The organism is Streptomyces sp. NPDC048604, from assembly GCF_043199435.1.
In the GTDB taxonomy this organism is placed as follows: Bacteria; Actinomycetota; Actinomycetes; order Streptomycetales; family Streptomycetaceae; genus Streptomyces.
The window spans coordinates 130,234-151,801 of record NZ_JBICVX010000016.1 but is presented as its reverse complement, the minus strand read 5'-3'; the positions used below and the strand labels follow the sequence as shown (position 1 = coordinate 151,801).

Below are 21,568 nucleotides of genomic sequence, written 5' to 3'. Positions count from 1 at the left end.
CGCCCGCGGGGATTGGGGCGGCGGTATCCCCCAGCCCACTGCCGCTTCGCACAGCGGGCCGACCCACGCACTGCCCATGGAAGCGCTCCCCGGAGCGCCGGACGAGAGCGCACGGGCGGGCGCACGGCCACACGCCCGGAGCACGATCACCGGCCGCGGCCGCCCGCCCATCCCCCCGTACGCACCACAATCCCGCCATAGGGAACACCGCCTCTTAACGGTCGGGATGCGGCGAACTACGCTGGGTTTACGAATGCCGCACGCCTATGCCCGGCGTCGTGGCGGCCGTCTGGGTGTCGAGGGGTGGCGCATGTCCAGGGAACAACGCGGGCCGAACGACAAGCTCGGCACGGTTCTCGCCCTCGCGGGAATCAGCAACGCCGGCCTCGCCCGGCGGGTCAACGACCTCGGTGCGCAGCGCGGTCTGACGCTTCGTTACGACAAGACGTCGGTGGCGCGATGGGTGTCGAAGGGCATGGTGCCGCAGGGCGCCGCCCCGCACCTGATCGCCGCCGCGATCGGACAGAAGCTCGGCCGCCCCGTCCCCCTGCACGAGATCGGGCTGGCGGACGCCGACCCGGCCCCCGAGGTCGGGCTCGCCTTCCCGCGTGACGTCGGCGAGGCGGTCCGCTCGGCCACGGAGCTGTACCGGCTGGATCTCGCCGGTCGGCGGGGCGGCGGCGCCGGCATCTGGCAGTCGCTCGCGGGCTCGTTCTCGGTCAGCGCATACGCGACGCCCGCCTCCCGCTGGCTGATAACCCCCGCCGACCCGTCGGTGGCACGACAGGCCCCGGCGGACGGTACGAACGGCGCGGACGCCACGAACAGCGCGAGCAGCACGAACGGAGCGAAGAGCACGGCTTCGGCGGCCGACGCTGCCGCCCCGGCCTCCGAAGCTCCCGAGACCCCCGAGCTGCCCGACGACGGGTCCCCCCGGGTGGGCCACAGCGACGTCGCCAAGCTGCGCGAGGCCGCGGAGGACGCCCGCCGCTGGGACTCCAAGTACGGGGGCGGCGACTGGCGTTCCTCGATGGTCCCGGAGTGTCTGCGGGTCGACGCGGCGCCGCTGCTGCTCGGCTCGTACTCGGACGAGGTCGGCCGCGCCCTGTTCGGCGCGACGGCGGAGCTGACCCGGCTGGCCGGCTGGATGGCCTTCGACACCGGGCAGCAGGAGGCGGCGCAGCGGTACTACATCCAGGCCCTGCGGCTGGCCCGCGCGGCGGCGGACGTGCCGCTCGGCGGATACGTGCTCGCCTCGATGTCGCTGCAGGCGACGTACCGCGGCTTCGCCGACGAGGGCGTGGACCTCGCCCAGGCCGCCCTGGAACGCAACCGGGGTCTGGCGACGGCACGCACGATGTCGTTCTTCCGGCTGGTCGAGGCACGGGCGCACGCCAAGGCGAACGACGCGGCGGCGGCGGGCGCGGCACTGAAGGCGGCTGAGGGCTGGCTGGAGCGGTCCCGGGAGGGCGACGCGGACCCGTCGTGGCTGGGCTTCTACTCGGAGGACCGGTTCGCGGCGGACGCGGCCGAGTGCTACCGCGACCTGAAGGCGCCGCGTCAGGTGCGGAGGTTCACCGAGCAGGCGCTGTCGCGGCCGACCGAGGAGTTCGTCCGCTCGCACGGCTTACGCCTGGTGGTGAGCGCGGTCGCGGAGCTGGAGTCGGGGAACCTCGACGCGGCGTGCGCGGCGGGCGTGCGGGCGGTGGAGGTCGCGGGGCGGATCTCGTCGGCGCGGACGACGGAGTACGTGCGGGACCTGTTGCACCGCCTGGAGCCGTACGGCGACGAGCCTCGGGTGATGGAGCTGCGGGAGCGGGCGCGGCCGCTCCTGACGACGCCGGCGTAGTACTGCGGGGTCCGTCGGTTCCGTCGGTTCCGTCGGTTTTCCGGACGCGTGACACGCATCCCACGTCGTGGGCGTTTAGCGGGATTGTCAGCGGGCCAGTGCACTATCGGGGTGGGAGGTGGCACTGGTGTCCGGGTCTGGGTCCGCGTCGTCGTACGCGTCGTCGTACGCGTACGACTGTGATGTGCTGATCGTCGGCGGCGGGATCGTCGGTCTGTCGACGGCGTACGCGCTGACGCGCGCGCGGCCGGGCACGAAGGTCGCCGTCCTGGAGAAGGAGCTCGCCCCGGCGCGGCATCAGACGGGCCGCAACAGCGGGGTGATCCACAGCGGGATCTACTACCGGCCCGGCTCCCTGAAGGCGCGGTACGCCGTGACGGGCGCGGCGGAGATGGTGAAGTTCTGCGCCGAGTACGGCATCCCGCACGAGGTCACCGGCAAGCTGATCGTCGCCACCGGGCGGGACGAGCTGCCGCGGCTGCACGCCCTGGTGCAGCGGGGCCGGGAGAACGGGATCCCGGTGCGGGAGCTGGGGCCGGCGCAGATCAGCGAGTACGAGCCCCGGGTGCGCGGGATCGCGGCGATCCACGTCGGCACGACGGGGATCTGCGACTACGGGGCGGTCGCCGCCCAGCTGGCGGAGGCCGCGGGGGCGGCCGGGGCGGATGTCCTGTACGGCGCGGAGGTCGTCGCGGTCGACCGGCGGCCGTGGGGCGTGGCGGTCCGTACGGCGGACGGGCGGATCGTGCGGGGCCGGACCCTGGTGAACTGCGCGGGGCTGCACTGCGACCGGGTGGCCCGGCTCGCGGGAGACGACCCCGGGATGCGCATCGTCCCGTTCCGCGGCGAGTACTACGAGCTGGCGCGGCCGTCGCTGGTGCGGGGCCTGGTGTACCCGGTCCCGGATCCGGCGTTCCCGTTCCTCGGGGTGCATCTGACGCGGGGCGTCGACGGCGGCGTGCACGTCGGCCCGAACGCGGTGCCGGCGCTGGCCCGCGAGGGCTACGGCTGGACGACGGTCCGCCCGGGCGAGCTGGCCGCCACCCTGGCCTGGCCGGGCGCGTGGCAGATCGCCCGGCAGCACTGGCGGTACGGAGCGGGCGAGCTGCGCCGCTCCCTGTCGAAGCGCGCCTTCGCGGAGGCGGTGCGGCGGATGCTGCCGTCGGTCGAGGAGTCCGATCTGCGCCCCGCGCCGGCGGGCGTCCGCGCCCAGGCGGTGCTGCGGGACGGCACCCTGGCGGACGACTTCCTGATCAAGGAGTCGCCGCGGACGGTCCATGTCCTCAACGCCCCGTCGCCGGCGGCGACGGCGTCGCTGCCGATCGGCCGCGAGATCGCGCGCCGGGCGCTGAGCCACCTGTAGCGCCCGCACGGGCCGACGTGCCGCTCGGCGTGGCGCGTAAAATCGGACGCATTGTGTCTGAGATCCGTGAAACCTCCGCCCCCGCCCCCGCCCGCCGCGGCAGTCGTATGTTCGCGCCCGGGGAAGGGCCCGCGCCCGATCCGGCCGGGTCGCATCACGAGCGGCGGATCCGGAGCTTCCAGCCACGGCGCAGCCGCGTGACCGCAGGCCAGGCCGAGGCGCTGCTCAAGCGGTGGCCCGACTGGGGGCTCGACATCGACGGGCGGAGCGTGCTCGACCTCGACGCGATGTTCGGCGGACGGCCGGTCGTGCTGGAGATCGGGTTCGGCATGGGCGAGGCCACCGCGCAGATGGCGGCCGACGACCCGGACACCGGCATCCTCGCCGTCGACGTCCACACCCCCGGCCAGGGCAACCTCCTTGGTCTCGCCGACCGGCACGGCCTGGACAACGTGCGCGTCGCCAACGGCGACGCGATCATCCTGCTCCGCGAGATGCTCGCCCCCGACGCCCTCGCCGGCGTCCGCGTCTACTTCCCGGACCCGTGGCCCAAGAAGCGGCACCACAAGCGCCGCCTCATCCAGCCGGAATTCCTCACCCTCGCCGCGACGCGGATGAGGCCCGGCGCCGTCCTGCACTGCGCCACCGACTGGGAGCCGTACGCCGAGCAGATGCTCGAGGTGCTCGGCGCGCACCCCGGTTTCGAGAACACCGCCGCCGACGGCGGCTTCGCGCCCCGCCCCGCCTTCCGCCCGCTGACCCGTTTCGAGGGCCAGGGCCTCGACAAGGGGCACCGGGTGCATGATCTTCTTTTTCGCAGGAAGTAGCCCCTCCCCGCGGCTAACGTCGGACCGTGCCGAATGACGCCGTGCCCGCAGCCGACGCCGTGCCCGCAGCCGACGCCGCCGCCGTACCCACGGCTGCCGCTGCCGTGCCCACGGCCGACGCCGAAGCCCCGCCCACCGCGCCGGGCGACCGCGCGCAGTGGCGCTACCGCCCGCGGTGGGCGCTGCGGCACCGCAGGGCCCTGCGCGCCACCGCCGTCTTCGGTGTCCTCGCCCTGTGCGGCCTGGTGCTCCTGGCGCTGCTGCGCGAGAAGACCGGCACCGAGGGCTTCGTCGCCGGCCTGGGTCTCGCGGTGCTCCCGGTCCCGCTGCTCCTCGCCGCGTTCCGCTGGCTCGACCGGGTCGACCCCGGCCCGTGGAAGAACCTGATCTTCGCTTTCGCCTGGGGCTCCGGCGCCGCCGCGCTCATGGCGCTCACCGCGAACACCTTCGCGATCCGCTGGATCGCCGGCGCCACGGCCACCACCGACCCCGACGACGTGCTCAGCCTCGGCGCGACCTTCGTCGCCCCGGTCGTCGAGGAGAGCGTCAAGGGCGCCGCCCTGCTGCTGTTCTTCCTGCTGCGCCGCCGCCACTTCACCGGTCTCGTCGACGGCGTCGTCGTCGCCGGCGTCACCGCGACCGGCTTCGCCTTCACCGAGAACATCCTCTATCTCGGCAGCGCCTTCGGCGAGGACCTGGCGACCGGCGCGAGCGTCCTCGGCTCCAAGACCGTCGGGACCTTCTTCGGGCGGATCGTGCTGACGCCGCTCGCGCACCCGCTGTTCACCGTCTGCACCGGCATCGGCTTCGGCCTCGCCGCGGCCACCGCCCGCCGGCGCCGGGCCCGCCGCGTCCTGCTGCCGCTCGGCGGACTGCTCCTGGCGATGGGGGTGCACGCCCTGTGGAACGGCTCGGCCGTCCGCAGCCCGCTCGGCTTCCTCGCGGTGTACGGGGCGTTCATGGTGCCGGCCCTCGCCCTGCTGACCTGGCTCGCGATCTGGAGCCGGCAGCGCGAGCTGCGCACCATATCCGGGCGGCTCCCGGCGTACGCGGCGGCCGGCTGGCTCGCCCCCGCCGAACCGCTCGCGCTGTCGTCGATGCGGGCCCGCGCCATGGCCCGTTCGTTCGCCTCCGCCGCGTACGGTCCCGCCGCGGCGCGCGCGGTGCACGAGTACGAAGGGTTCGCGACGAGCCTGGCGTTCCTGCGCGACCGGGCCCACCGGGGCACGGCGGACGCGGACTTCACGGCGCGGGAGCAGGAGCTGCTGCACCACCTGTGGCAGCGCAAGGAGTTCGCCTCACCGGCGCTCACGTACGCGGCGGGGGCGACCGGCCGGTTCCGCCCGGCTCCGCCGCCCCCGCCGCACCGCGACTACACGGGTCCGAACCCGTACCGCGCCTGAGGTCTGCTCAGCCGCGTGCGTCAGATGCTCTGGCCCTTGTCCCGCAGCCAGGCCGCCGGGTCGATGCCCGCGCCGCCCGCGGTGTGGACCTCCAGGTGGAGGTGGGGGCCGGTCACGTTGCCGGTCGCGCCGACGCGGCCGATGGTGTCGCCGGTGGTCACCGTCTGGCCCGCGCTCACGGTCATCGAGGACAGGTGGGCGTACCAGACCTCGGTGCCGTCCTCGAGCTCGAGGACGATCCGGTAGCCGTACGAGCCGGACCAGCCCGCCGACTTGATGGTGCCGCCGTGCACGGCCTTCACCGGGGTGCCGGTGGGCGCGGCGAAGTCGAGGCCGGTGTGGTAGCCGGAGGACCACATCGAGCCGGCCTGGCCGTACTCGGAGGTGATCGTGTACGAGGAGGTGGGCAGCGAGTAGCTGGCGGCGAGCGCCGCCCGGCGGGCCGCCTCCGCCTTGGCCCTGGCCTCCGCCTCGGCCTTCGCCTTGGCCTCGGCGGCGGCCTTCTGCGCGGTGGCGGCAGCGGTCTGCTGGGTCTTCGCCTCGGTGGCGGCCTTCTCGGCGGCCGCCTTCTCCGCGGCGGCCTTGGCCTCGGCCTCGGCCGTCGCCTGCTGCTGCTCGGCCTGCTGGAGGATGCGGGCGCGCAGGGCCTCGCCCGCGTCGGCCGCCTCGATGGAGCCGCTCTGTCCGCCGTCGGCGGCGGGCAGGCTGAGGGACGCCTGGGTGAGCGGGCCGACCTTGTTGTCGGTGCTCTGGGAGTCGTCGGAGATCAGGGAGCCGACGCCGGGCAGGTCCTCGGCGGCGGGCAGGTTCATGTCCGGCAGCGAGATCGCGACCGGGGGCCTCTCCTTGGCGGTGGCCAGGCCGCCCGCGCCGACCGCCGCGATGACGCCGACGCCGAGGACGGTGGAGCTGCGGGCGATGCTGCGCTGCTTGACGACGCGGTGCCGGCCGCGGGTCGGGCGGAGCGTGTCCTCGCTGGGGTTCCACTCCTCCGTGAAGTCGCCTCCCCCGGCCATCGGGGCGCCATAGGCGTCGAAGTGGGTCTCGGGAGCAGCAGGGTTGGACGCCACGGAGGCGTACTCCTTTCCTTCCTTCTCGCCTACCGGGTTAGCTGACGGGTTCGGAGCAGGAAGGTCTCCTACGGGTCAACTTCGACCCGATTCACCCCAATAGGTGGTTCCCCGGTTCCCTTGCGGGATTCGGCGCGTGCGCACGGTGCCGTCTCTGGCGACGGCTGGGACGACCGCGCTGCGTTATCGAACGTTAATAGACACGCGGGCCCGATTCCAAGCTGTTCCTCTTGATCATTACGGGCATTGGCCTGGACTTAACCAGCCAGAACAGGGTGGAAACGGGCGAGTTGACCGGGCTCTTGACGAGACTCGAGCAACTGTTCACGAAGTGACAACACGTCAGCGTTATCTCTCCGAGATCCTTCGCTCACGGATCGTCACGAAGGCCTTCACACGGCATGTCACGGCACCACCGGCATCGTCCGCCGCCGCTCCGGCTGCCCCAGCGCGGGCCGGCTCACCGCCAGCAGCGCCATGTCGTCCGTCGCACCGCCCCCGGTGTGCCGGCGCACATCGTCGACCAGCGCGTCCAGGAGCGCCTCGGGCCCCTGGAAGATCCGGCCGGCCAGCCGCTCCCCCGGGGCGTAGAAGACCCCGTCCCCGTCGCGCGCCTCGGACAGCCCGTCCGTGTAGAAGAGGAGCGTCGCGCCCGTCGGGTACGGCCGCTCGTCGACCTGGTCCGGCCAGGAGGCCAGATCGCCCATGCCCAGCGGCAGCGCGGCCTGGCTCGGCGTCAGCCGCTCCAGGCCCCCGTCCGCGTGCAGCAGCAGCGGCTCCGGATGGCCCCGGTTGACGATCCGCACCCGGGCCCGGCCGTTCGGGATCTCGGCGAGCACGGCGGTGGTGAAGCCCTCGAAGGCGTCCAGGCTGCCGCGCCGCCGGCCCTCCCGGAACAGCGCCCGCTCCAGCCGCTGCGCCACGTCCTCCAGCGCGTCCTCCTGCTCGGCGGCCTCCCGGAACGCGCCGATGACCACCGCCACCGCCTCCACCGCGTCCAGCCCCTTGCCGCGCACGTCGCCGACGACGAGCCGCACCCCGTGCGGGGTGTCCTGGACGGCGAACAGGTCGCCGCCGATGAACGCGTCCGCCTGGGCCGCCTCGTAGCGGGCCGCCACCTGCAGCCCGCCGATCCGCCGGGCGGGCGTGGGCAGCACGGCCTTCTGCGCCGTCTCGGCGACGACCCGCGCGGAGGCGAGCTTCTCGCCGCTGCGCCGCACCACCCCGTTGATCAGCAGCGCGAACATCGAGACCGTCAGGACGGTGACGGTCTCGATGATCGCGGGCACGTCGGTGGCCGTGTCGTTGTACGTGTGCAGCGCCACGCTCATCACCACGGCGACGATGGCGGTCAGCAGCGTGGTGCGGAACGAGTAGAACGGCGCGGCGATCAGCGGGGCGGCGGAGTAGAACGGCGCGGCGGTGTACTCCGGCGGGGTGGCCAGGTCGAAGACGGCCCCGCCGAGGATCACGAGCGCGGGCAGGGCGCGGACGAACCGCCGCCCGCCCGGGGGCGTCGCCTCGCCCCTGCCGCCCTCCACCGATCGTCGCCCCACCTGTGCTCTCCCGCCGGTCCGCCCGAGCTGCGGACGGTACTCCGCCCCGTCCAGGCTGGCCGGAGCCGCGCCGCGCGGCGACCCGCCGTCGGCCGTCCGGGGGACACCGGCCCCCGGACGGCGCGCGGCATCAGCCGGGAACGGCCGCCGCCGCCCCTTCGTTCTCCTTCTGCCGCGGCGCGGCCAGATGCCCGCCGCGGGCCAGCAGCGCCACGGCCCCCGCGCACCCGAGCCCGACCGCGCACATCGCCAGCCACGGCAGCGGCGAGCGCACGCCGGTCGCGTCGAGCAGCACGCCCGTGCCCAGGTTCCCGAGGGTGATCCCGATCCCGCAGACGGTGTTGTAGAGCCCGTAGTGCGTGGCCACCCAGCGGTCCCGGGCGAGCGCGACGACGGTGTCCATCTCGTAGGGGTAGAGCACCGCGTTCGCCACCGCCAGGACCGCCGCGCACAGCAGCAGCCCCGCCACCGCAGGCACCGCCGCGGGCAGCAGGAACGCCACGCCCATCAGGGCGAGCCCGAGCACCAGGCAGCGGTTCCGGGTCAGCCGCCGCCTGCACCAGTCGGTGATCCGCAGCTGGCCGCCGAGCGTGACCAGCGCGGAGACCACGAACAGCGCGGTCGTCGCCGTCGTCGAGTCCGCCGCCAGCGGCAGCGCCAGGTACACCTGGAACGACAGCACGTACGAGCCGGTCATCGCCAGCGAGAACAGCCAGAAGGACCGGTTCGCGAGGACCGCCCGGAACTGCCCCCGGCCGTCCGCCCCCGGCTCCCCGGCGGCCTTGGCCCGGGCCGGCAGGTGCCGCAGCTGTACGAGCGTCAGCAGCGCGAACAGCACGGCCGCGACCGTGCAGGTCAGCCCGAAGGACACCCCCGTCAGCGCCACCCCCACCAGCGGCCCGAGCAGGATCCCCGCCTGGTAGTACGTGTTGAACAGGGCGAAGGCCTCCACGCGCCGCTCCCCCGCCTCCGCCGCCAGGTACGCCCGCACGGCCGGGTTGAACAGCGCACCGGCGAGGCCGGTCGCCACCGAGGCCGCGATCAGCACCGGCAGCGACTGCGCGAACGCCAGCGCCCCGAAGCCGACGGTGCGCAGCGCGCACCCGGCGACGATCAGCGGCTTGAAGCCGAGCCGGTCGGCGAGCGCCCCGCCGACCAGGAACATGCCCTGCTGGGACAGGTTGCGCACGCCGAGCACGAGGCCGACCGCCCAGGCCGCCATGCCGAGCCCGTCCGCGAGGTGCGCGGCAAGGTACGGCATCAGCATGTAGAAGCCGAGGTTGATGGTCAGCTGGTTGAGGAACAGCAGCCGGACGGCCGGGTCGAAGCTGCGGCTCTGCCGCCAGATGCGCCGCATCAGCGCTCCGCCTTCCGGTCCAGGACGCGCCGGGTCCACGCGGTGACCGCGCCCCCGTCCTCGTACGCGACGGGCGCCCCGCGCACCGGGCCGTCGAGCAGCCCGTGCGCGGCGCAGTACTCGTCGTTGAAGACGGTGTCGAAGTAGCGCTGCGGCCCGTCGGGGAAGACCGCCGCGATCCGCACGCCGCGCGGCCGGGTGCGGGCCAGCCAGCCGGCGACCAGCGCGACCGCGCCGACGCTCCAGCCGCCGCTGGCGAACTGCCGGGCGGCGAGCCGGCGCGCGGCGCGGACGGCCTCGGCCGGGGCGACCCAGTGGATCTCGTCGAAGGCCCCGTGGTCGACGTTGCCGGGGTGGATGGAGGAGCCGAGGCCGCGCATCAGCCGCTCGCCGGCCGGGAGGCCGAATACGGTCGAGTTGATGCTGTCGACGCCGACGAGTTCGAGCGCCGGGCTGCTGGTGGCGCGCAGCGCCCGGGAGATGCCGGCGGAGTGGCCGCCGGTGCCGACCGCGCAGACCAGGACGTCGATCCGGTCCAGCCGTTCGGAGAGCTCGGCGGCCAGCCCTTCGTACGCCTGCTGGTTGTCGGGGTTCTGGTACTGGTTGGGCCACCAGGCCCCGTCGAGGCGGAGCAGCAGTTCGGCGACCTTGTCCATGCGGGCCTGCTGCCAGCCGCCCTGCGGGCTGGGCTCGGTGACGACGTGGACCCGGGCGCCGTGGGCGGCGAGCATCCGCTCGACGATGGGCTCCAGGCCGGGGTCGGTGACGACGTGGACGGGGTGGCCGTGCAGCACGCCGGCGAGGGCGAGGCCCAGGCCGAGGGTGCCGGAGGTGGACTCGACGATCGGCGCGCCGGGCTTCAGATCGCCGCGGCGGCGGGCCTCCTCGACCATGTGGAGGGCGGCGCGGTCCTTGATGCCGCCGAAGTTGAAGCCCTCCAGCTTGGCCCAGTAACCGGTGCCGGGGCCCTCGTCCACCCAGAGGGTGGGGGTGTTGCCGACGGTCTGCAGGGCGATCTGGTCGGCGGCGGACAGCAGCTTGCTCATGATGTGCACATCCCTGGAAGTGGGTGCGGAAAAGAACGGAGCCTGTCGTGGTGTGCGGACGGGCCCGGCTCAGTTCCGGTCGACTCCCAGGGCGAGGCGCAGACTGTCGGGCGCGGGGCCGGGACCGGCGCGGTCGCGGACGCACGCGAGGTGCGGGGCGGCGACCGGGGTGTGCCGGTGCGCGAGGGGCGCGGCGCCGCCCTCGTCGGGGGCGGCGGGCTGCGGGGCGGCCTGGGCGGGCAGGTGCGCGTCGAAGGTCCAGCGCTCGTCGGGGCGCTCGCAGCCGTGCGGCAGCTCGGGCGCGGAGGCGACGGGGATGCCGGAGGCGCCGGTGACCGGGAGGCTGTGCCCGTGCGAACCGTGGCAGAGGCTCACGAGCAGGGCGGCGAGGGCGAGCAGGAGGACGACGGCGGGCAGCCGCCGTCGTACCCGTCGCAGTTCGGCCGCACGCTGGTCACTCATGGCGCACGTGACACTACGGGCGACGAGACTGCGACTGCAAAGAGGCGGGCTGGAATTCGGCCAGTGTTCACACAACGGCCCCCGGACCCAAGCGCTTCAGCCTCGGACATGCACGAAGGCCCGGATCCATCGAATGGATCCGGGCCTTCGTCTTCAGTAGCGGGGACAGGATTTGAACCTGCGACCTCTGGGTTATGAGCCCAGCGAGCTACCGAGCTGCTCCACCCCGCGTCGGTGAACCCAACAGTACGTCATCCGGAGCAGCATCGGAAATCGGATTTCGCCACAGCGGCGTGACCCTGGTCTCAGTGCCCTCTTCAGCAGCCGCAGTCGTCGGAGTCGACCGGTGCGGTCAGCGGGTCCGCGGCGCTCTGCGCGGGCCCCTCCCAGGTCTCGTACGCGAAGCCCTCGCGCACCCAGTACTCGAAGCCGCCGAGCATCTCCTTGACCTGGTAGCCCAGCTCGGCGAGGGCGAGCGCGGCGCGGGTCGCGCCGTTGCAGCCGGGGCCCCAGCAGTACGTGACGACCGGCACGCTCTTGTCGAGGAGCCGCTCGGCCTGCTCCGCGATCTGCGCGGTCGGCAGATGGAGCGCGCCGGGGACGTGGCCCTGGTCCCAGGAGGCGGTGGAGCGCGAGTCGAGGACCACGAAGCCCGGGTCGCCGCCGGCGGCGCGGGCGTCGGCGAGCGCGGCGGCGACGTCGGAGACGTCGGCGTGGAAAGCGAGGCTCGCGGAGAAGTACGCGGCGGCCGCGGCCGGGGAGGCGGGCGGCACGCGGAGCACGGGGTTGGCGGTTGCGGTGTTCTGCGGGTGCGTCGTCGTCATGTCTGAGAACCTACGGACGAAGATCATCGGGCTGAAGTGGGGATTCCCGGCGCTTGCCCGGATCGGCCGGGGAATCCCGTGCGTCGGGCGCGGCCCGGCGGGGATCTCACGTGCCGGGACGCGGACCGGTCACATCGTCCGCGCGCGGCCCGTCATGACGACGAGGGCCCGGCGCCGCGCCGGGCCGACGAGGGGAACCGACGACATGAACCCGGACAAGGACCTGCTCGCCCGGCGCTTCGAGGCCGACCGCGGCCGGCTGCGCGCGGTCGCGTACCGGATGCTCGGCTCGGTCAGCGAGGCGGAGGACGCCGTCCAGGAGGCCTGGATCAAGCTGAACCGCAGCGACACCTCCGCCGTCGAGAACCTCAGCGGCTGGCTCACGACCGTCGTCGGCCGGGTCTGCCTCGACATGCTGCGCTCGCGCACCTCCCGCCGCGAGGACTCGCTCGACGCCCGGGTGCACGTCCCCGACCCCGTGCTCCGCGCGGCCCCGGACCCGGTCGCGCGGACCGCCGACCCCGAACAGCAGGCGCTGGTCGCCGACTCGGTCGGCCTCGCGCTGCTCGTCGTCCTGGAGACGCTGAACCCGGCGGAGCGGCTCGCGTTCGTGCTGCACGACATGTTCGGGGTGTCCTTCGACGAGATCGGCCCGCTCGTCGACCGCACCCCGGCCGCCGCCCGCCAGCTCGCCAGCCGGGCCCGCCGCCGGGTGCAGGGCGCGGCCCCGGAGCCGGAGCGGGACGTCACCCGGCAGCGGAAGGTCGTCGACGCGTTCCTCGCGGCCTCCCGCGGTGGCGACTTCGAGGGCCTGCTCGCGGTGCTCGACCCGGACGTCGTGCTGCGCGCCGACGGCGGCTCGCTGCGGGCCGCCGCCACCAAGCTGGTCCGCGGCCCGGAGGCAGTCGCCTCGCAGGCCCTCTCCTTCGCCCGCTTCCAGGCGCAGGGCGTGCCGGTCCTGGTCAATGGCAACGCCGGCGTGCTCTCGCTGCAGGACGGCCGGGCGGTCGCGCTGCTCGCCTTCACGGTGTCCGAGGAGGGCCTGATCGTCCAGATGGACATCCTGGCCGACCCGGAGCGCCTGGAGCGGCTCGACGTGAGCGCGCTGGACTGAGCACCCGCCCGCCCCGGGAGTCACCCGCACGGGTGAAGGAACCCTTCGTACGGGTGTTGCGCCGGCGGGCGGACGTGGCTCCGGCCCCGCCCGCCCGACTTCACTGACTGATCGACACCGGTCGACCTCTCGGGAGAAGCCATGCGCAGCCACCGCTCGTTGCTCGTCGGGGCGGGGCTGCTGGCCCTCGCCTCGCTCGCCTCGCCCCCGGCGGCGTCCGACACGGACCCGGTGGCCGACGAGCCGGCGTGGGTGCTGCGCAGCCGTACGAAGCCGCTCGACCCGAAGGAGTACGCGCCGCTGTGCACCGCCGGCCCGGCCGGCGCGCCCGGGGTGCGCACTCTGGAGCTGTTCCCCGACGTGTCGGTGACCGCGGTCGCGGACCGGGTGGAGCGGGACGCGCACTCCACGGTGACCTGGGCGGGGCACGTCCCCGGACACCCGGAGCGGACGGTGCTCCTGACGGTGACGGGGGCGTGTGCCCCGGACGCCCGGGCCGCGGCGACGGCGGTGGACGCGGTGGTGACCCTGGACCCGCGCACGTACACGCTCTCCTCCGCGCCGGGCCGGCCGGGCCGGGTCCGGATCGCGGAGATCGACCCGCGCAAGAGGCCGAAGCCGGTGCCGGACGAGGTGCCGGCGCAGGGGGCCACGCCGGGCGAGCCGCCCGCGGAGGGCGAACCCGCCCCGGTCGTCATCGACATGACCGTCGGCTACACGCCCGCAGCCGCCGAGCGCATCGGCGGCGCGGCGGCGATGCGCTCCCGGATCGCGCTCGCCGACGCCGCCCTCGACAGCGCGCTCGCCGACAGCGGGGTGCGGGCGAGCGTCGACGTGGTGGCCTCGTACGAGGCCCGGTACGACGGCAGCGAGAACGCGGAGGACGCGTACCTGAAGCTGAAGGACCCCGACGAGGCCCAACTCGGCGCGCCCGCAGCCGAACTGCGCGAGCGTCACGCCGCGGACCTGGCCGCGCTGCTGGTGACGGTCCCGGCCGGATCCAGCACCGGACACGGCAGCCTGCCGCAGCCGCCGTCGGCGTCGACGGACCGCCAGGCGTACTCGGTGACGGACGTCGACAGCGTCGTCGACTGGTTCAACTTCGGCCACGAGGTGGGCCACAACCTGGGCCTGTGGCACGACCGGGCGACCCTGGAGCGCCAGACCGGCGGCCTGGACTACACCCGGTCGCTGACCACCCCGTACAGCACCGGCTGGATCACCGCGGACGGCCGCTTCCACACCCTCATGGCGTACGGCTCCTCCTGCCCCGACGCGTGCGCCCCGGTCAACCGGTACGCGAACACCGTGCGCCCCTGGGAGGGCCGGCCCCTGGGCGACGCCCGCAACGACAACGCCCGCGTGGCCCGCTGGACGGCCCCGATCGTGGCGGCGTACCGCACCCCGGCCACGCCGGTGGAGCGCCACGCCCTGACGCTGACCGCGAGCCCGGCCACGGGCGGCACGGTGACGCCGGCCACGTGGGGCCCGTACCGTCCGACGACGGAGATCACGGTGACGGCGACGCCGGCGGCGGGCCACGTCTTCGCGGGCTGGGAACTGGACGGCCGGGCCCTCGCCCACAAGGACCCGGCGCTGACGCTCCCGATGGCCACGGCGCACACGGTCGAGGCGAGGTTCGAACGACGCGCCTGAACGCGCGACGCCCCGCCCCTCAAGAGAGGGGCGGGGCGTCCGCGTGACGACTCGTAGGCCGTGTGGGACTCGAACCCACAACCAACGGATTAAAAGTCCGCTGCTCTGCCAATTGAGCTAACGGCCCTCGGCGAGTCACCCCCGAGCATAGCCGGACGCGGCCGGTGAGCCGATCGGGTATCGGTTCACCGGCCGCGCCGTTTCTCAGTACAGACCCTTGAACGAGCCCCAGCCGGACCCGATCTGCACGGGAGCGCCGAACCCGCCCTTGCCGTCCCCGGAGATCCGGAACAGCAGTCCGGTCCTGGTCCGGGCGACGAGATCGCGCTTGGCGTCGGAGTCGAGGTCACCGACGCCGACGACGGAGTTGTACGTGCCGCCCCACCCGGAGGCGATCTTCACGGCCGCCTTGAACTTGCCGGCCCCGGCACCGGAGTACCGGTACAGCGACCCGTCGCCCTTCCGCGCGACCAGGTCCCCGATCCGGTCCCCGTCGAGGTCCCCGGTCCCGGCGAGGTGCGTGAACACGCCCCACCCGGACCCGATCCTCACCCCGCTCGCCAGCGTCCCGCCGGCCTTCCCGGCGTACAGGTAGAGCGCGTCCCCGTTCCGCGTGACGAGATCGGCGCGGCCGTCCCTCGTCAGGTCCCCGGCCGAGGTCAGCACGTTCATCCCGCCGAAGCCGCTGCCGGCCTTGGTGTACGGAACGGACGGCGTCAGCGCCTTGCCGCACCCGGGCTTGTACACGCGCAGCTCACCGCTGGACATGCGGACGAGCACGTCCTTGCAGTTGTCCCCGTTCACGTCGCCGAACGGCACGGCGGCGTTGAGGGTCGTCCCCCAGCCGGGCCCGGCGAGCTTCCCGGAGACCCGTCCGGTCCCGGTGCCGAACCACACGTCCAGTGAACCGCCGGAGGTCAGCGCGAGGAGGTCGTCCTTCGCGTCGGGGTACGTGGACGGACCGGAGTGGTCGCGGGCGGAGGGCTGGGCGCCGCCGAGCGTGAACGTGCCGCTGGCGATGCCGTACTTCGCGGTGCCGTCGGCACCCTGGGCGCCCATACCCCAGGTGTAGACGCCGTCCGGCGCGGGGCGTCCGGCCGCGTCCTTGCCGTCCCACGTCAGCGTGACGACACCGCGCGCCGGGCCGCCCTCGACGGTGCGCACGATGCGGCCGGAGGCCGCGTGGACCACCGAGAGACTCGACGTCGTAACCGGCTTGGAGACCCAGGCGCGGGCGCTCCAGGAGGCCTTTCCGCCCGTCATGACGACGGAGGAGACGGGCGCGTCGGAGTCCAGCCGCCGCACGGGCAGGGTGGTGGGGATCCGCGTGACGCGCGTGTCGCCCGAGGCGTCGACGTAGGCCACGGTGCCGGCGAAGCGGTCGACGGTCCAGCCGTTGCCCGGCTTCACGTCGGCCGGCCTGCCCAGCTCCACAGCCGGGGAGGCGCCGTCGTAGCGCTTGAGGACGCCGTCCTGCTCCAGGACGACGAAGTTCTCGCCGAGGAGCGCCGAACGGTGGTCGGGCAGGTCCCAGCCGGCGCTGTTGTTCAGGGCGCGCAGGCCGTCGCGCTCGGCGCACTTCCAGTACGCGAGCTGGTTGCGCACCTGAAGGTCCGTGAGATCACAGGGGAAGTAGTAGTCCTTCTGCACCACGGTCTTGCCCGTGCGGACGTCGATCGCGTCGATCACGCCGTTCCGGGTCGCGCTCTGCACCCACAGCCGGTCGCCGTCCAGCGACGTGGGCCGCCCGCCGAGGTCCCGGCGGAAGACGATCTGGCCGGTGTCGAGGTTCACGACCTCGTGCCGGCCGTCGGACCCCTTGTACGAGGCGTACCGGCCGGAGGCCTCCAGGTCGCCGTTGATCTTCACGTCGGGGAAGTGCTTCGCCGGGAGCTGCTTGCCCTCCTCCAGGACGTACAGCCCGCTGCCGTTGATCTCCTCGAAGACGACCCTGCCGTCACCGGTGGGGACCAGCTCGGGGCACCAGAACGGCTCCTGGCAGCCTGCGTAGAACGCGTAGGAGTGCTCGCCGCGGTCCACCCGCGGGCCGGCCGTGAGCGCGCCGGAGACGGACAGCTCCGTGGAACGGACGCGGGCCGTGCGGTACGGCACGTCGTCGACGGTGTGCAGGACGCCCTGCGCGGCCGCGATGCGCCGGGTGCGGCTGGCGGCCAGGGGGACGTCGTACAGCTTGGCGGTGGCGGCCGTGCCGTCGGCCTCGGCCTTCACGGAGTGGACGGTGCGCTCGGTCGCGCCGTCGGCGCGGACGAACAGCAGCCGCCCGTCGGGGCCGGCGACCCGCGGGCCGGGCAGCGCCCCGCCGAGCAGGACCCGCTCCGCGCCGTCGGAGAGCCGCCGGGCCACGATCTCGCGGCTCGTCTGCGACCCGGACTCGGCGCGGGAGTACAGCAGTTCGCCGCCCACGACGCCGAGCGGCGTGCCCGCCGGCTTCGGGAACTCGTGCGCCGGCTTCGACCAGTCGGCGACGTCCCAGAGCTGCGCGGTGGTCGCGGTGGAATCCGCGGCATACAGGTGGCTGCCGAGGAGCTTCAGCGTGCTGACCGCCCCGGTCGCCTTGAACGGCGTCGGCTTCACGGTGAACGAGGTGTCGACGTACCCGACGGTCCAGGCGCCGGCGACCTGGTACTGGACGAAGAACCCGGCCTCGCCGCGCACGCCGAAGGCGACGACCTGGGTCGTGCCTTCCGGCAGTCCGCCGAGCAGCCGGTCCTTCACCTCGCCGTTCTCCACGGAGAGCGCGTGGATCGCGACGACGCGGCCGTCCTTGCGTTCGTCGGTGATCAGCGTGGTCCCGAGCATGTGCAGGAAGTTGCGCCCCGCCGGGATGGCGACGGTCTGCTCGGTGCCGCCGTGGACGTCCTGCAGGACGACCTTGCGGGCGGTGGTGTAGTAGCGGGCGATCGTGTCGGAGCCGGTCGCGTGCACGACGTTGGCGCCCTGCTGGTCCCAGCGGACCGCGTCGCCGCCGCCGTACGGGACCCAGGTGAAGCCGCCCTCGTACGAGCCGCGCAGGAAGCCGGTGGCCCCGGCGAGCTGCAGGCTCCCGGCGTCCGGGGCGACCTGCCGTTCGGCCGGGACGGTCAGCGCCGGCGGCAGTGGCTCTTCCGCCGCGGCGGTGCCCGCGCCGAGCGGCGAGAGTGTGGTGAACGCGGCGGCCACGGCGACGGCGACCGCCGTCGTACGGGCATGGCGGCGCGTCGAGGCGATGCGGGTCAAGTCCCCTCCCAGAGACCCGTGGTGAGGGTTTCGCAGGGCCCCCCGGCCGCACCTCTCACCACAGATGCACCGACTTTAACAGTCGCCTCTCTCGCCACGAATCAATTTCCGAACCCGTTCAAAGCCGTTCACGAGAAAGGCCCGCACCAGCAGTCGAACTGCTCGTACGGGCCTTGCTCAGGTTCTTACCGACGGATTCTTACCGACCGTCAGCCGTTGCGCTTCCAGCGGGGCTTGTCGTCGCGACGGCCGAAGGAGGAGCCGGAGCCGGAGCCGGTGCTGCCGCGGTGGTCGTCACGGCGGCCGAACGGGCGGTCGTCGCGGCGGTCGCGGTTGAACGGACGGTCGCTGCCGCGGTGGCCGCCGGACGGGCGGTCGTCGCGACGGAAGCCGCCACGGTCGTCACGGCGGTCGAAGTCGCGGCGGAAACCGCCACGGTCGCCACCACGGTCACCGTCACGACGGTCGTCGCGGCGGAAGCCGCCACGGTCGCCACCACGGTCGTTGTCGCGGCGGAAGCCACCCTGCGGGCGGTCGTCACGGCGGAAACCACCGCGGTCGCCACCACGGTCACCGTCACGACGGTCGTCGCGGCGGAAGCCGCCACGGTCGCCACCACGGTCGTTGTCACGACGGTCGAAGTCGCGGCGGAAGCCACCGCGGTCGCCACCACGGTCACCGTCACGACGGTCGTCGCGGCGGAAGCCGCCACGGTCGCCACCGCGGTCGTTGTCACGACGGTCGAAGTCACGGCGGAAACCGCCGCGGTCGCCACCGCGGTCGCCGTCACGACGGTCGTTGCGACGGTCGAAGTTGCCCCGGTCGTCGCGGCGCTCGCGCTCGCGGTCGCGCTCCTGCGCGGCAGCGGCGGCCTTGGCCTGCTCCTCGGCGGCCTTCGCGGCCTCGGCCAGCTCCGCCTCGGCGGCCTCGGCCACCTCGGCGACCGCGGCCTCCGGGTCCTCGCCGCGCTCGCGCGCGGAACGGGCGACCAGGCGGTCGGCCTCCTCGCGGAGTTCGGCGGCGCGGCGCGTCAGACGCTCCAGCTGCTTGGTGAGGTCGGCGACCTCACGCTCGGCCTGCTTGGCCGCGTTGTTCGCGGAGTCGGCCTGGACCTCGGTGAGCGAACGCGCACCGGTGATCTCGGCGACCTCCGGGTCGAACGCCCCGGCCCCGCCCACGATGTGGCGCGAGGCGTCGACGCCCGCGTCCTCCATCAGACGGAAGATCTGACGGCGCTGGTGCGGCAGCGCGAGAGAGACCACGACACCGGAGCGGCCGGCACGGGCGGTACGGCCCGAGCGGTGCAGGTAGTCCTTGTGGTCACCGGCCGGGTCCACGTTCAGGACCAGGTCGATGCCGTCGACGTGGATGCCGCGGGCGGCGACGTCGGTGGCGACCAGCGCGTTGACGTAACCGTCCTTGAAGTCGGCGAGAACGCGGGTACGGGCACCCTGCGTCATGCCGCCGTGCAGCGCGTCGGCCTTCACGCCGGCCTCGACGAGCTGCTCGGCGATGCGGTCGGCGCCCAGCTGGGTGCGGACGAAGATGATCGTGCGGCCCTTGCGGGCGGCGATGGCGGCCGTGACCGGCGCCTTGTCCTTCGGCTTCACGACGAGGACGTGGTGGGACATGGTCGTGACGTTGCCCTGGGCGCTGTCGACCTCGTGACTGACCGGGTTGTTCAGGTAGCGCTTGACCAGCGTGCCGATCTCGTTCTCCATGGTGGCGGAGAAGAGCATGCGCTGGCCGCCCTCGGGAACCTGGTCGAGCAGCTCGGTGACCTCGGGCAGGAAGCCCAGGTCGGACATCTGGTCGGCCTCGTCGAGGACGGCGACCTGGACGTTCTCCAGGGAGCAGGCGCCACGGTTGATGATGTCGCGCAGTCGGCCCGGGGTGGCGACGAGGATGTCGACGCCGCGCTCCAGGGCGTAGATCTGGTTGCCCATGGACGTACCGCCGCAGACGACCTTGATCTTCAGGCCGAGCACGTCGCCGTACGGCTGGAGGGCGTCCGCGACCTGCATCGCGAGCTCTCGGGTCGGGGTGAGGATGACCGCGCGGGGCTTCTTCTTCTCGGTGTGGCCGCCGGCCAGCTGCGCCAGGGTCGGCAGACCGAAGGAGAGGGTCTTGCCGGAGCCGGTGCGGCCGCGGCCGAGGATGTCCTTGCCGGCCAGGGCGTCCGGGATGGTCGCGGCCTGGATCGGGAAGGGGGTGGTCACACCGTTCTGCGCCAGCTTGCGCACGACGCCCTCGGGAAGACCCAGGTCGCCGAAGGTGACGGTCGGCTCGGCGGAGTCCTCGGACTCGGACGCCTCGGACTCGGACGCCTCGATCTCGGTCGTCTCGATGACGGCTTCCGCCACCTCGACGATCTCGACGATCTCGTCGTTCTCGGGCAGGACAGCGTGATCAGAACTGAAAATGGACATGCGAAATGCGAAACCTTCCGGAGTCTCGGCACGCGCCCGTCAACTCCGTGAATTCGCACAAGACCGCCTCAATGCGGTCAGCCACGGCAAGGGAGAGTACGCGCCAGTCACGGCGCTCTTCGGTAATGGCGCCGGGCAAATGGGATCAAACGATCTACCACCATACGCACCCTCCCCCACCCAAGGCAAACCGACCTCCGTCACACCGGCCCGACCTGCGGCGATGCCTGCGGCTCCGTCGCCGCGCCGGAGTCGTCCGCGGCCTTCATGGCCCCCATGTGGGTGTCCGCCCCGGGCGTCGCGGACGGCTGCTCGCTCGGCTTCGGATCCGGGTCGGGGTTCTGCGAGGGGTCCGGGCCCGGCGGCTGCTCCGTCGGCGTCGGGTCGACCGGAGGCGGCTCCTCGCCGCCCGGGTTCCCGGGCGGGCTCGGCTCGCCCGGCCCCTGCGGTTCCCCGGGCCCCGGCGGCGCCGGAGGCTGCTGCGGCCCGGGCCCGCCCGCGCCGCCGCCCGCCGCGGCCGGCTTGCCGGACCGCGCCGGCGAGGCCCCGGGCGACGGCGAGGCCCCGCCGTCGCCCTCCTCGCCCTTCGTCCCGTCCTTGCCGGCGGCGCCGTACCCGTGCGCGCCCTCACGCCCCGCGTCGGCGCCGCCCGCCCCGCCGGCCGAATCGGCCGTCACGCCCTCGCGCTTCCCCGCCGACTTGCCGGGCGCGGGCTTCGCGCCGTCGTCGGTCACGCTCATACAGCCGCTCAGTCCGGCGCAGGCGGCGACCGCAAGCGCGGTGGCGGCCCATCTCACGGGGGTGGGCAGTGGGCGCACGGAGGGCACCTCCAGGAGGGGGAAGAACGCGTTTCACAGCCCAACTCCCCGCGCGCCACGAGGGACACGCCCGGAACCCCAGGGATCCGAAAGGATCAGAGAACACCCCCGGAGCCCGTCTCCCGGGACCCGGAGCCCGCCCGCCCTCGCCCGCGGCTCAGCCGTAGCCCAGCGCGTGCAGCCGCTCGTCGTCGATCCCGAAGTGGTGCGCGATCTCGTGGACGACGGTGATCTCCGTCTCCGCGACCACGTCCTCCCTCGACTCGCACATCCGCAGCGTGGGCCCGCGGTAGATCGTGATGCGGTCCGGCAGCACCCCGGCGTACCACTCGCCGCGGTCCGTCAGCGGCGTCCCCTCATAGAGGCCCAGCAGTTCGGGGTCGTCCGGAGCAGGCTCCTCCTCCACGAACACCGCGACGTTGTCCATCAGCCGCGTCAGCTCCGGCGGGATCCTGTCCAGCGCCTCGGCGACCAGTTCCTCGAACTCCTCGCGTGTCATCTCCAGCACGCGGCCATTGTCCCTCCGCATCGCCCGCCCTGGGCGGCTCTCGCCGGCC

Annotated in this window: 16 protein-coding genes, 2 tRNA genes and 1 riboswitch; of the genes, 6 read left to right on the top strand and 12 right to left on the bottom strand. The window is 73.6% G+C overall.

The annotated features are described in order from the left end of the window. Nucleotides 1-310: 310 nt before the first annotated feature. The 4 genes from ACGFMM_RS29260 to ACGFMM_RS29245 all read left to right on the top strand — a co-directional run bounded on the left by ACGFMM_RS29260 (nt 311) and on the right by ACGFMM_RS29245 (nt 5,442). A complete protein-coding gene (locus ACGFMM_RS29260) occupies nt 311-1,849 on the top strand; it encodes an MFS transporter (RefSeq protein ID WP_393649456.1) in 1,539 nt (512 codons plus the stop codon). A 127-nt stretch (nt 1,850-1,976) separates the two neighbouring features. Further along, on the top strand, nt 1,977-3,212 hold the full coding sequence (gene lhgO, locus ACGFMM_RS29255; RefSeq protein WP_393649455.1) for an L-2-hydroxyglutarate oxidase: 1,236 nt from the start codon (nt 1,977-1,979) through the stop codon (nt 3,210-3,212). Between the two features lie 107 nt (nt 3,213-3,319). After that, nucleotides 3,320-4,039: a tRNA (guanosine(46)-N7)-methyltransferase TrmB gene (gene trmB / locus ACGFMM_RS29250; RefSeq protein WP_393649470.1), complete on the top strand. Its 720-nt coding sequence runs from the start codon at nt 3,320-3,322 to the stop codon at nt 4,037-4,039. A gap of 26 nt (nt 4,040-4,065) precedes the next feature. Further along, a complete protein-coding gene (locus ACGFMM_RS29245; RefSeq protein ID WP_393649454.1) occupies nt 4,066-5,442 on the top strand; it encodes a PrsW family intramembrane metalloprotease in 1,377 nt (458 codons plus the stop codon). A 20-nt stretch (nt 5,443-5,462) separates the two neighbouring features. Here ACGFMM_RS29245 and ACGFMM_RS29240 read toward each other — a convergent pair whose 3' ends face one another. The 7 genes from ACGFMM_RS29240 to ACGFMM_RS29210 all read right to left on the bottom strand — a co-directional run bounded on the left by ACGFMM_RS29240 (nt 5,463) and on the right by ACGFMM_RS29210 (nt 11,757). Then, nucleotides 5,463-6,512 carry a M23 family metallopeptidase gene (locus tag ACGFMM_RS29240; protein ID WP_393649453.1) on the bottom strand — a complete coding sequence of 350 codons (1,050 nt, stop codon included), beginning with the start codon at nt 6,510-6,512 and terminating at the stop codon, nt 5,463-5,465. 11 nt (nt 6,513-6,523) lie between these two features. Beyond that, nucleotides 6,524-6,657: riboswitch (cyclic di-AMP (ydaO/yuaA leader) on the bottom strand. Between the two features lie 259 nt (nt 6,658-6,916). Next, nucleotides 6,917-8,068 carry a PP2C family protein-serine/threonine phosphatase gene (locus ACGFMM_RS29235; RefSeq protein WP_393649452.1) on the bottom strand — a complete coding sequence of 384 codons (1,152 nt, stop codon included), beginning with the start codon at nt 8,066-8,068 and terminating at the stop codon, nt 6,917-6,919. Between the two features lie 130 nt (nt 8,069-8,198). After that, nucleotides 8,199-9,425, bottom strand: coding sequence for an MFS transporter (locus ACGFMM_RS29230; protein ID WP_393649451.1), 1,227 nt, complete (start codon nt 9,423-9,425; stop codon nt 8,199-8,201). After that, the gene (locus tag ACGFMM_RS29225; RefSeq protein WP_393649450.1) at nt 9,425-10,471 is read right to left on the bottom strand and encodes a PLP-dependent cysteine synthase family protein; all 1,047 of its coding nucleotides are present in this window, start codon (nt 10,469-10,471) and stop codon (nt 9,425-9,427) included. Before ACGFMM_RS29225 ends, ACGFMM_RS29230 begins: the two co-directional genes overlap by 1 nt. Nucleotides 10,472-10,540: 69 nt before the next feature. Next, the gene (locus ACGFMM_RS29220) at nt 10,541-10,933 is read right to left on the bottom strand and encodes a hypothetical protein (RefSeq protein ID WP_393649449.1); all 393 of its coding nucleotides are present in this window, start codon (nt 10,931-10,933) and stop codon (nt 10,541-10,543) included. 157 nt (nt 10,934-11,090) lie between these two features. Beyond that, nucleotides 11,091-11,164 (bottom strand) — tRNA-Met (locus ACGFMM_RS29215). Nucleotides 11,165-11,250: 86 nt separating this feature from the next. Next, on the bottom strand, nt 11,251-11,757 hold the full coding sequence (locus ACGFMM_RS29210; protein ID WP_393649448.1) for a rhodanese-like domain-containing protein: 507 nt from the start codon (nt 11,755-11,757) through the stop codon (nt 11,251-11,253). A gap of 205 nt (nt 11,758-11,962) precedes the next feature. Here ACGFMM_RS29210 and ACGFMM_RS29205 point away from each other — a divergent pair, with 205 nt between their 5' ends. Both ACGFMM_RS29205 and ACGFMM_RS29200 read left to right on the top strand, forming a co-directional pair. Next, a complete protein-coding gene (locus ACGFMM_RS29205) occupies nt 11,963-12,871 on the top strand; it encodes a sigma-70 family RNA polymerase sigma factor (protein WP_393649447.1) in 909 nt (302 codons plus the stop codon). 141 nt (nt 12,872-13,012) lie between these two features. Beyond that, nucleotides 13,013-14,527, top strand: coding sequence for a M12 family metallo-peptidase (locus ACGFMM_RS29200; protein WP_393649446.1), 1,515 nt, complete (start codon nt 13,013-13,015; stop codon nt 14,525-14,527). Nucleotides 14,528-14,581: 54 nt separating this feature from the next. On the opposite strand, the gene ACGFMM_RS29195 is transcribed toward ACGFMM_RS29200, so the two are convergent. From ACGFMM_RS29195 to ACGFMM_RS29175, 5 genes are all read right to left on the bottom strand, one after another. Beyond that, nucleotides 14,582-14,654: transfer RNA gene (locus ACGFMM_RS29195), tRNA-Lys, on the bottom strand. 77 nt (nt 14,655-14,731) lie between these two features. Further along, nucleotides 14,732-17,764 carry an FG-GAP-like repeat-containing protein gene (locus ACGFMM_RS29190; protein ID WP_393649445.1) on the bottom strand — a complete coding sequence of 1,011 codons (3,033 nt, stop codon included), beginning with the start codon at nt 17,762-17,764 and terminating at the stop codon, nt 14,732-14,734. Between the two features lie 209 nt (nt 17,765-17,973). Next, nucleotides 17,974-20,193 carry a DEAD/DEAH box helicase gene (locus ACGFMM_RS29185; protein WP_393649444.1) on the bottom strand — a complete coding sequence of 740 codons (2,220 nt, stop codon included), beginning with the start codon at nt 20,191-20,193 and terminating at the stop codon, nt 17,974-17,976. Nucleotides 20,194-20,393: 200 nt separating this feature from the next. Beyond that, the gene (locus ACGFMM_RS29180) at nt 20,394-21,011 is read right to left on the bottom strand and encodes a hypothetical protein (protein ID WP_393649443.1); all 618 of its coding nucleotides are present in this window, start codon (nt 21,009-21,011) and stop codon (nt 20,394-20,396) included. 157 nt (nt 21,012-21,168) lie between these two features. Next, on the bottom strand, nt 21,169-21,519 hold the full coding sequence (locus ACGFMM_RS29175) for a metallopeptidase family protein (protein ID WP_393649442.1): 351 nt from the start codon (nt 21,517-21,519) through the stop codon (nt 21,169-21,171). Between the last annotated feature and the right edge of the window lie 49 nt (nt 21,520-21,568).

Coding starts and splice junctions, on each gene's coding strand:
- ACGFMM_RS29260 (WP_393649456.1), top strand. CDS start 311: ATGTCCAGGGAACAACGCGGGCCGAACGACAAGCTCGGCACGGTTCTC.
- trmB (WP_393649470.1), top strand. CDS start 3,320: ATGTTCGCGCCCGGGGAAGGGCCCGCGCCCGATCCGGCCGGGTCGCAT.
- ACGFMM_RS29230 (WP_393649451.1), bottom strand. CDS start 9,425: ATGCGGCGCATCTGGCGGCAGAGCCGCAGCTTCGACCCGGCCGTCCGG.
- ACGFMM_RS29225 (WP_393649450.1), bottom strand. CDS start 10,471: ATGAGCAAGCTGCTGTCCGCCGCCGACCAGATCGCCCTGCAGACCGTC.
- ACGFMM_RS29220 (WP_393649449.1), bottom strand. CDS start 10,933: ATGAGTGACCAGCGTGCGGCCGAACTGCGACGGGTACGACGGCGGCTG.
- ACGFMM_RS29210 (WP_393649448.1), bottom strand. CDS start 11,757: ATGACGACGACGCACCCGCAGAACACCGCAACCGCCAACCCCGTGCTC.
- ACGFMM_RS29205 (WP_393649447.1), top strand. CDS start 11,963: ATGAACCCGGACAAGGACCTGCTCGCCCGGCGCTTCGAGGCCGACCGC.
- ACGFMM_RS29200 (WP_393649446.1), top strand. CDS start 13,013: ATGCGCAGCCACCGCTCGTTGCTCGTCGGGGCGGGGCTGCTGGCCCTC.
- ACGFMM_RS29185 (WP_393649444.1), bottom strand. CDS start 20,193: ATGTCCATTTTCAGTTCTGATCACGCTGTCCTGCCCGAGAACGACGAG.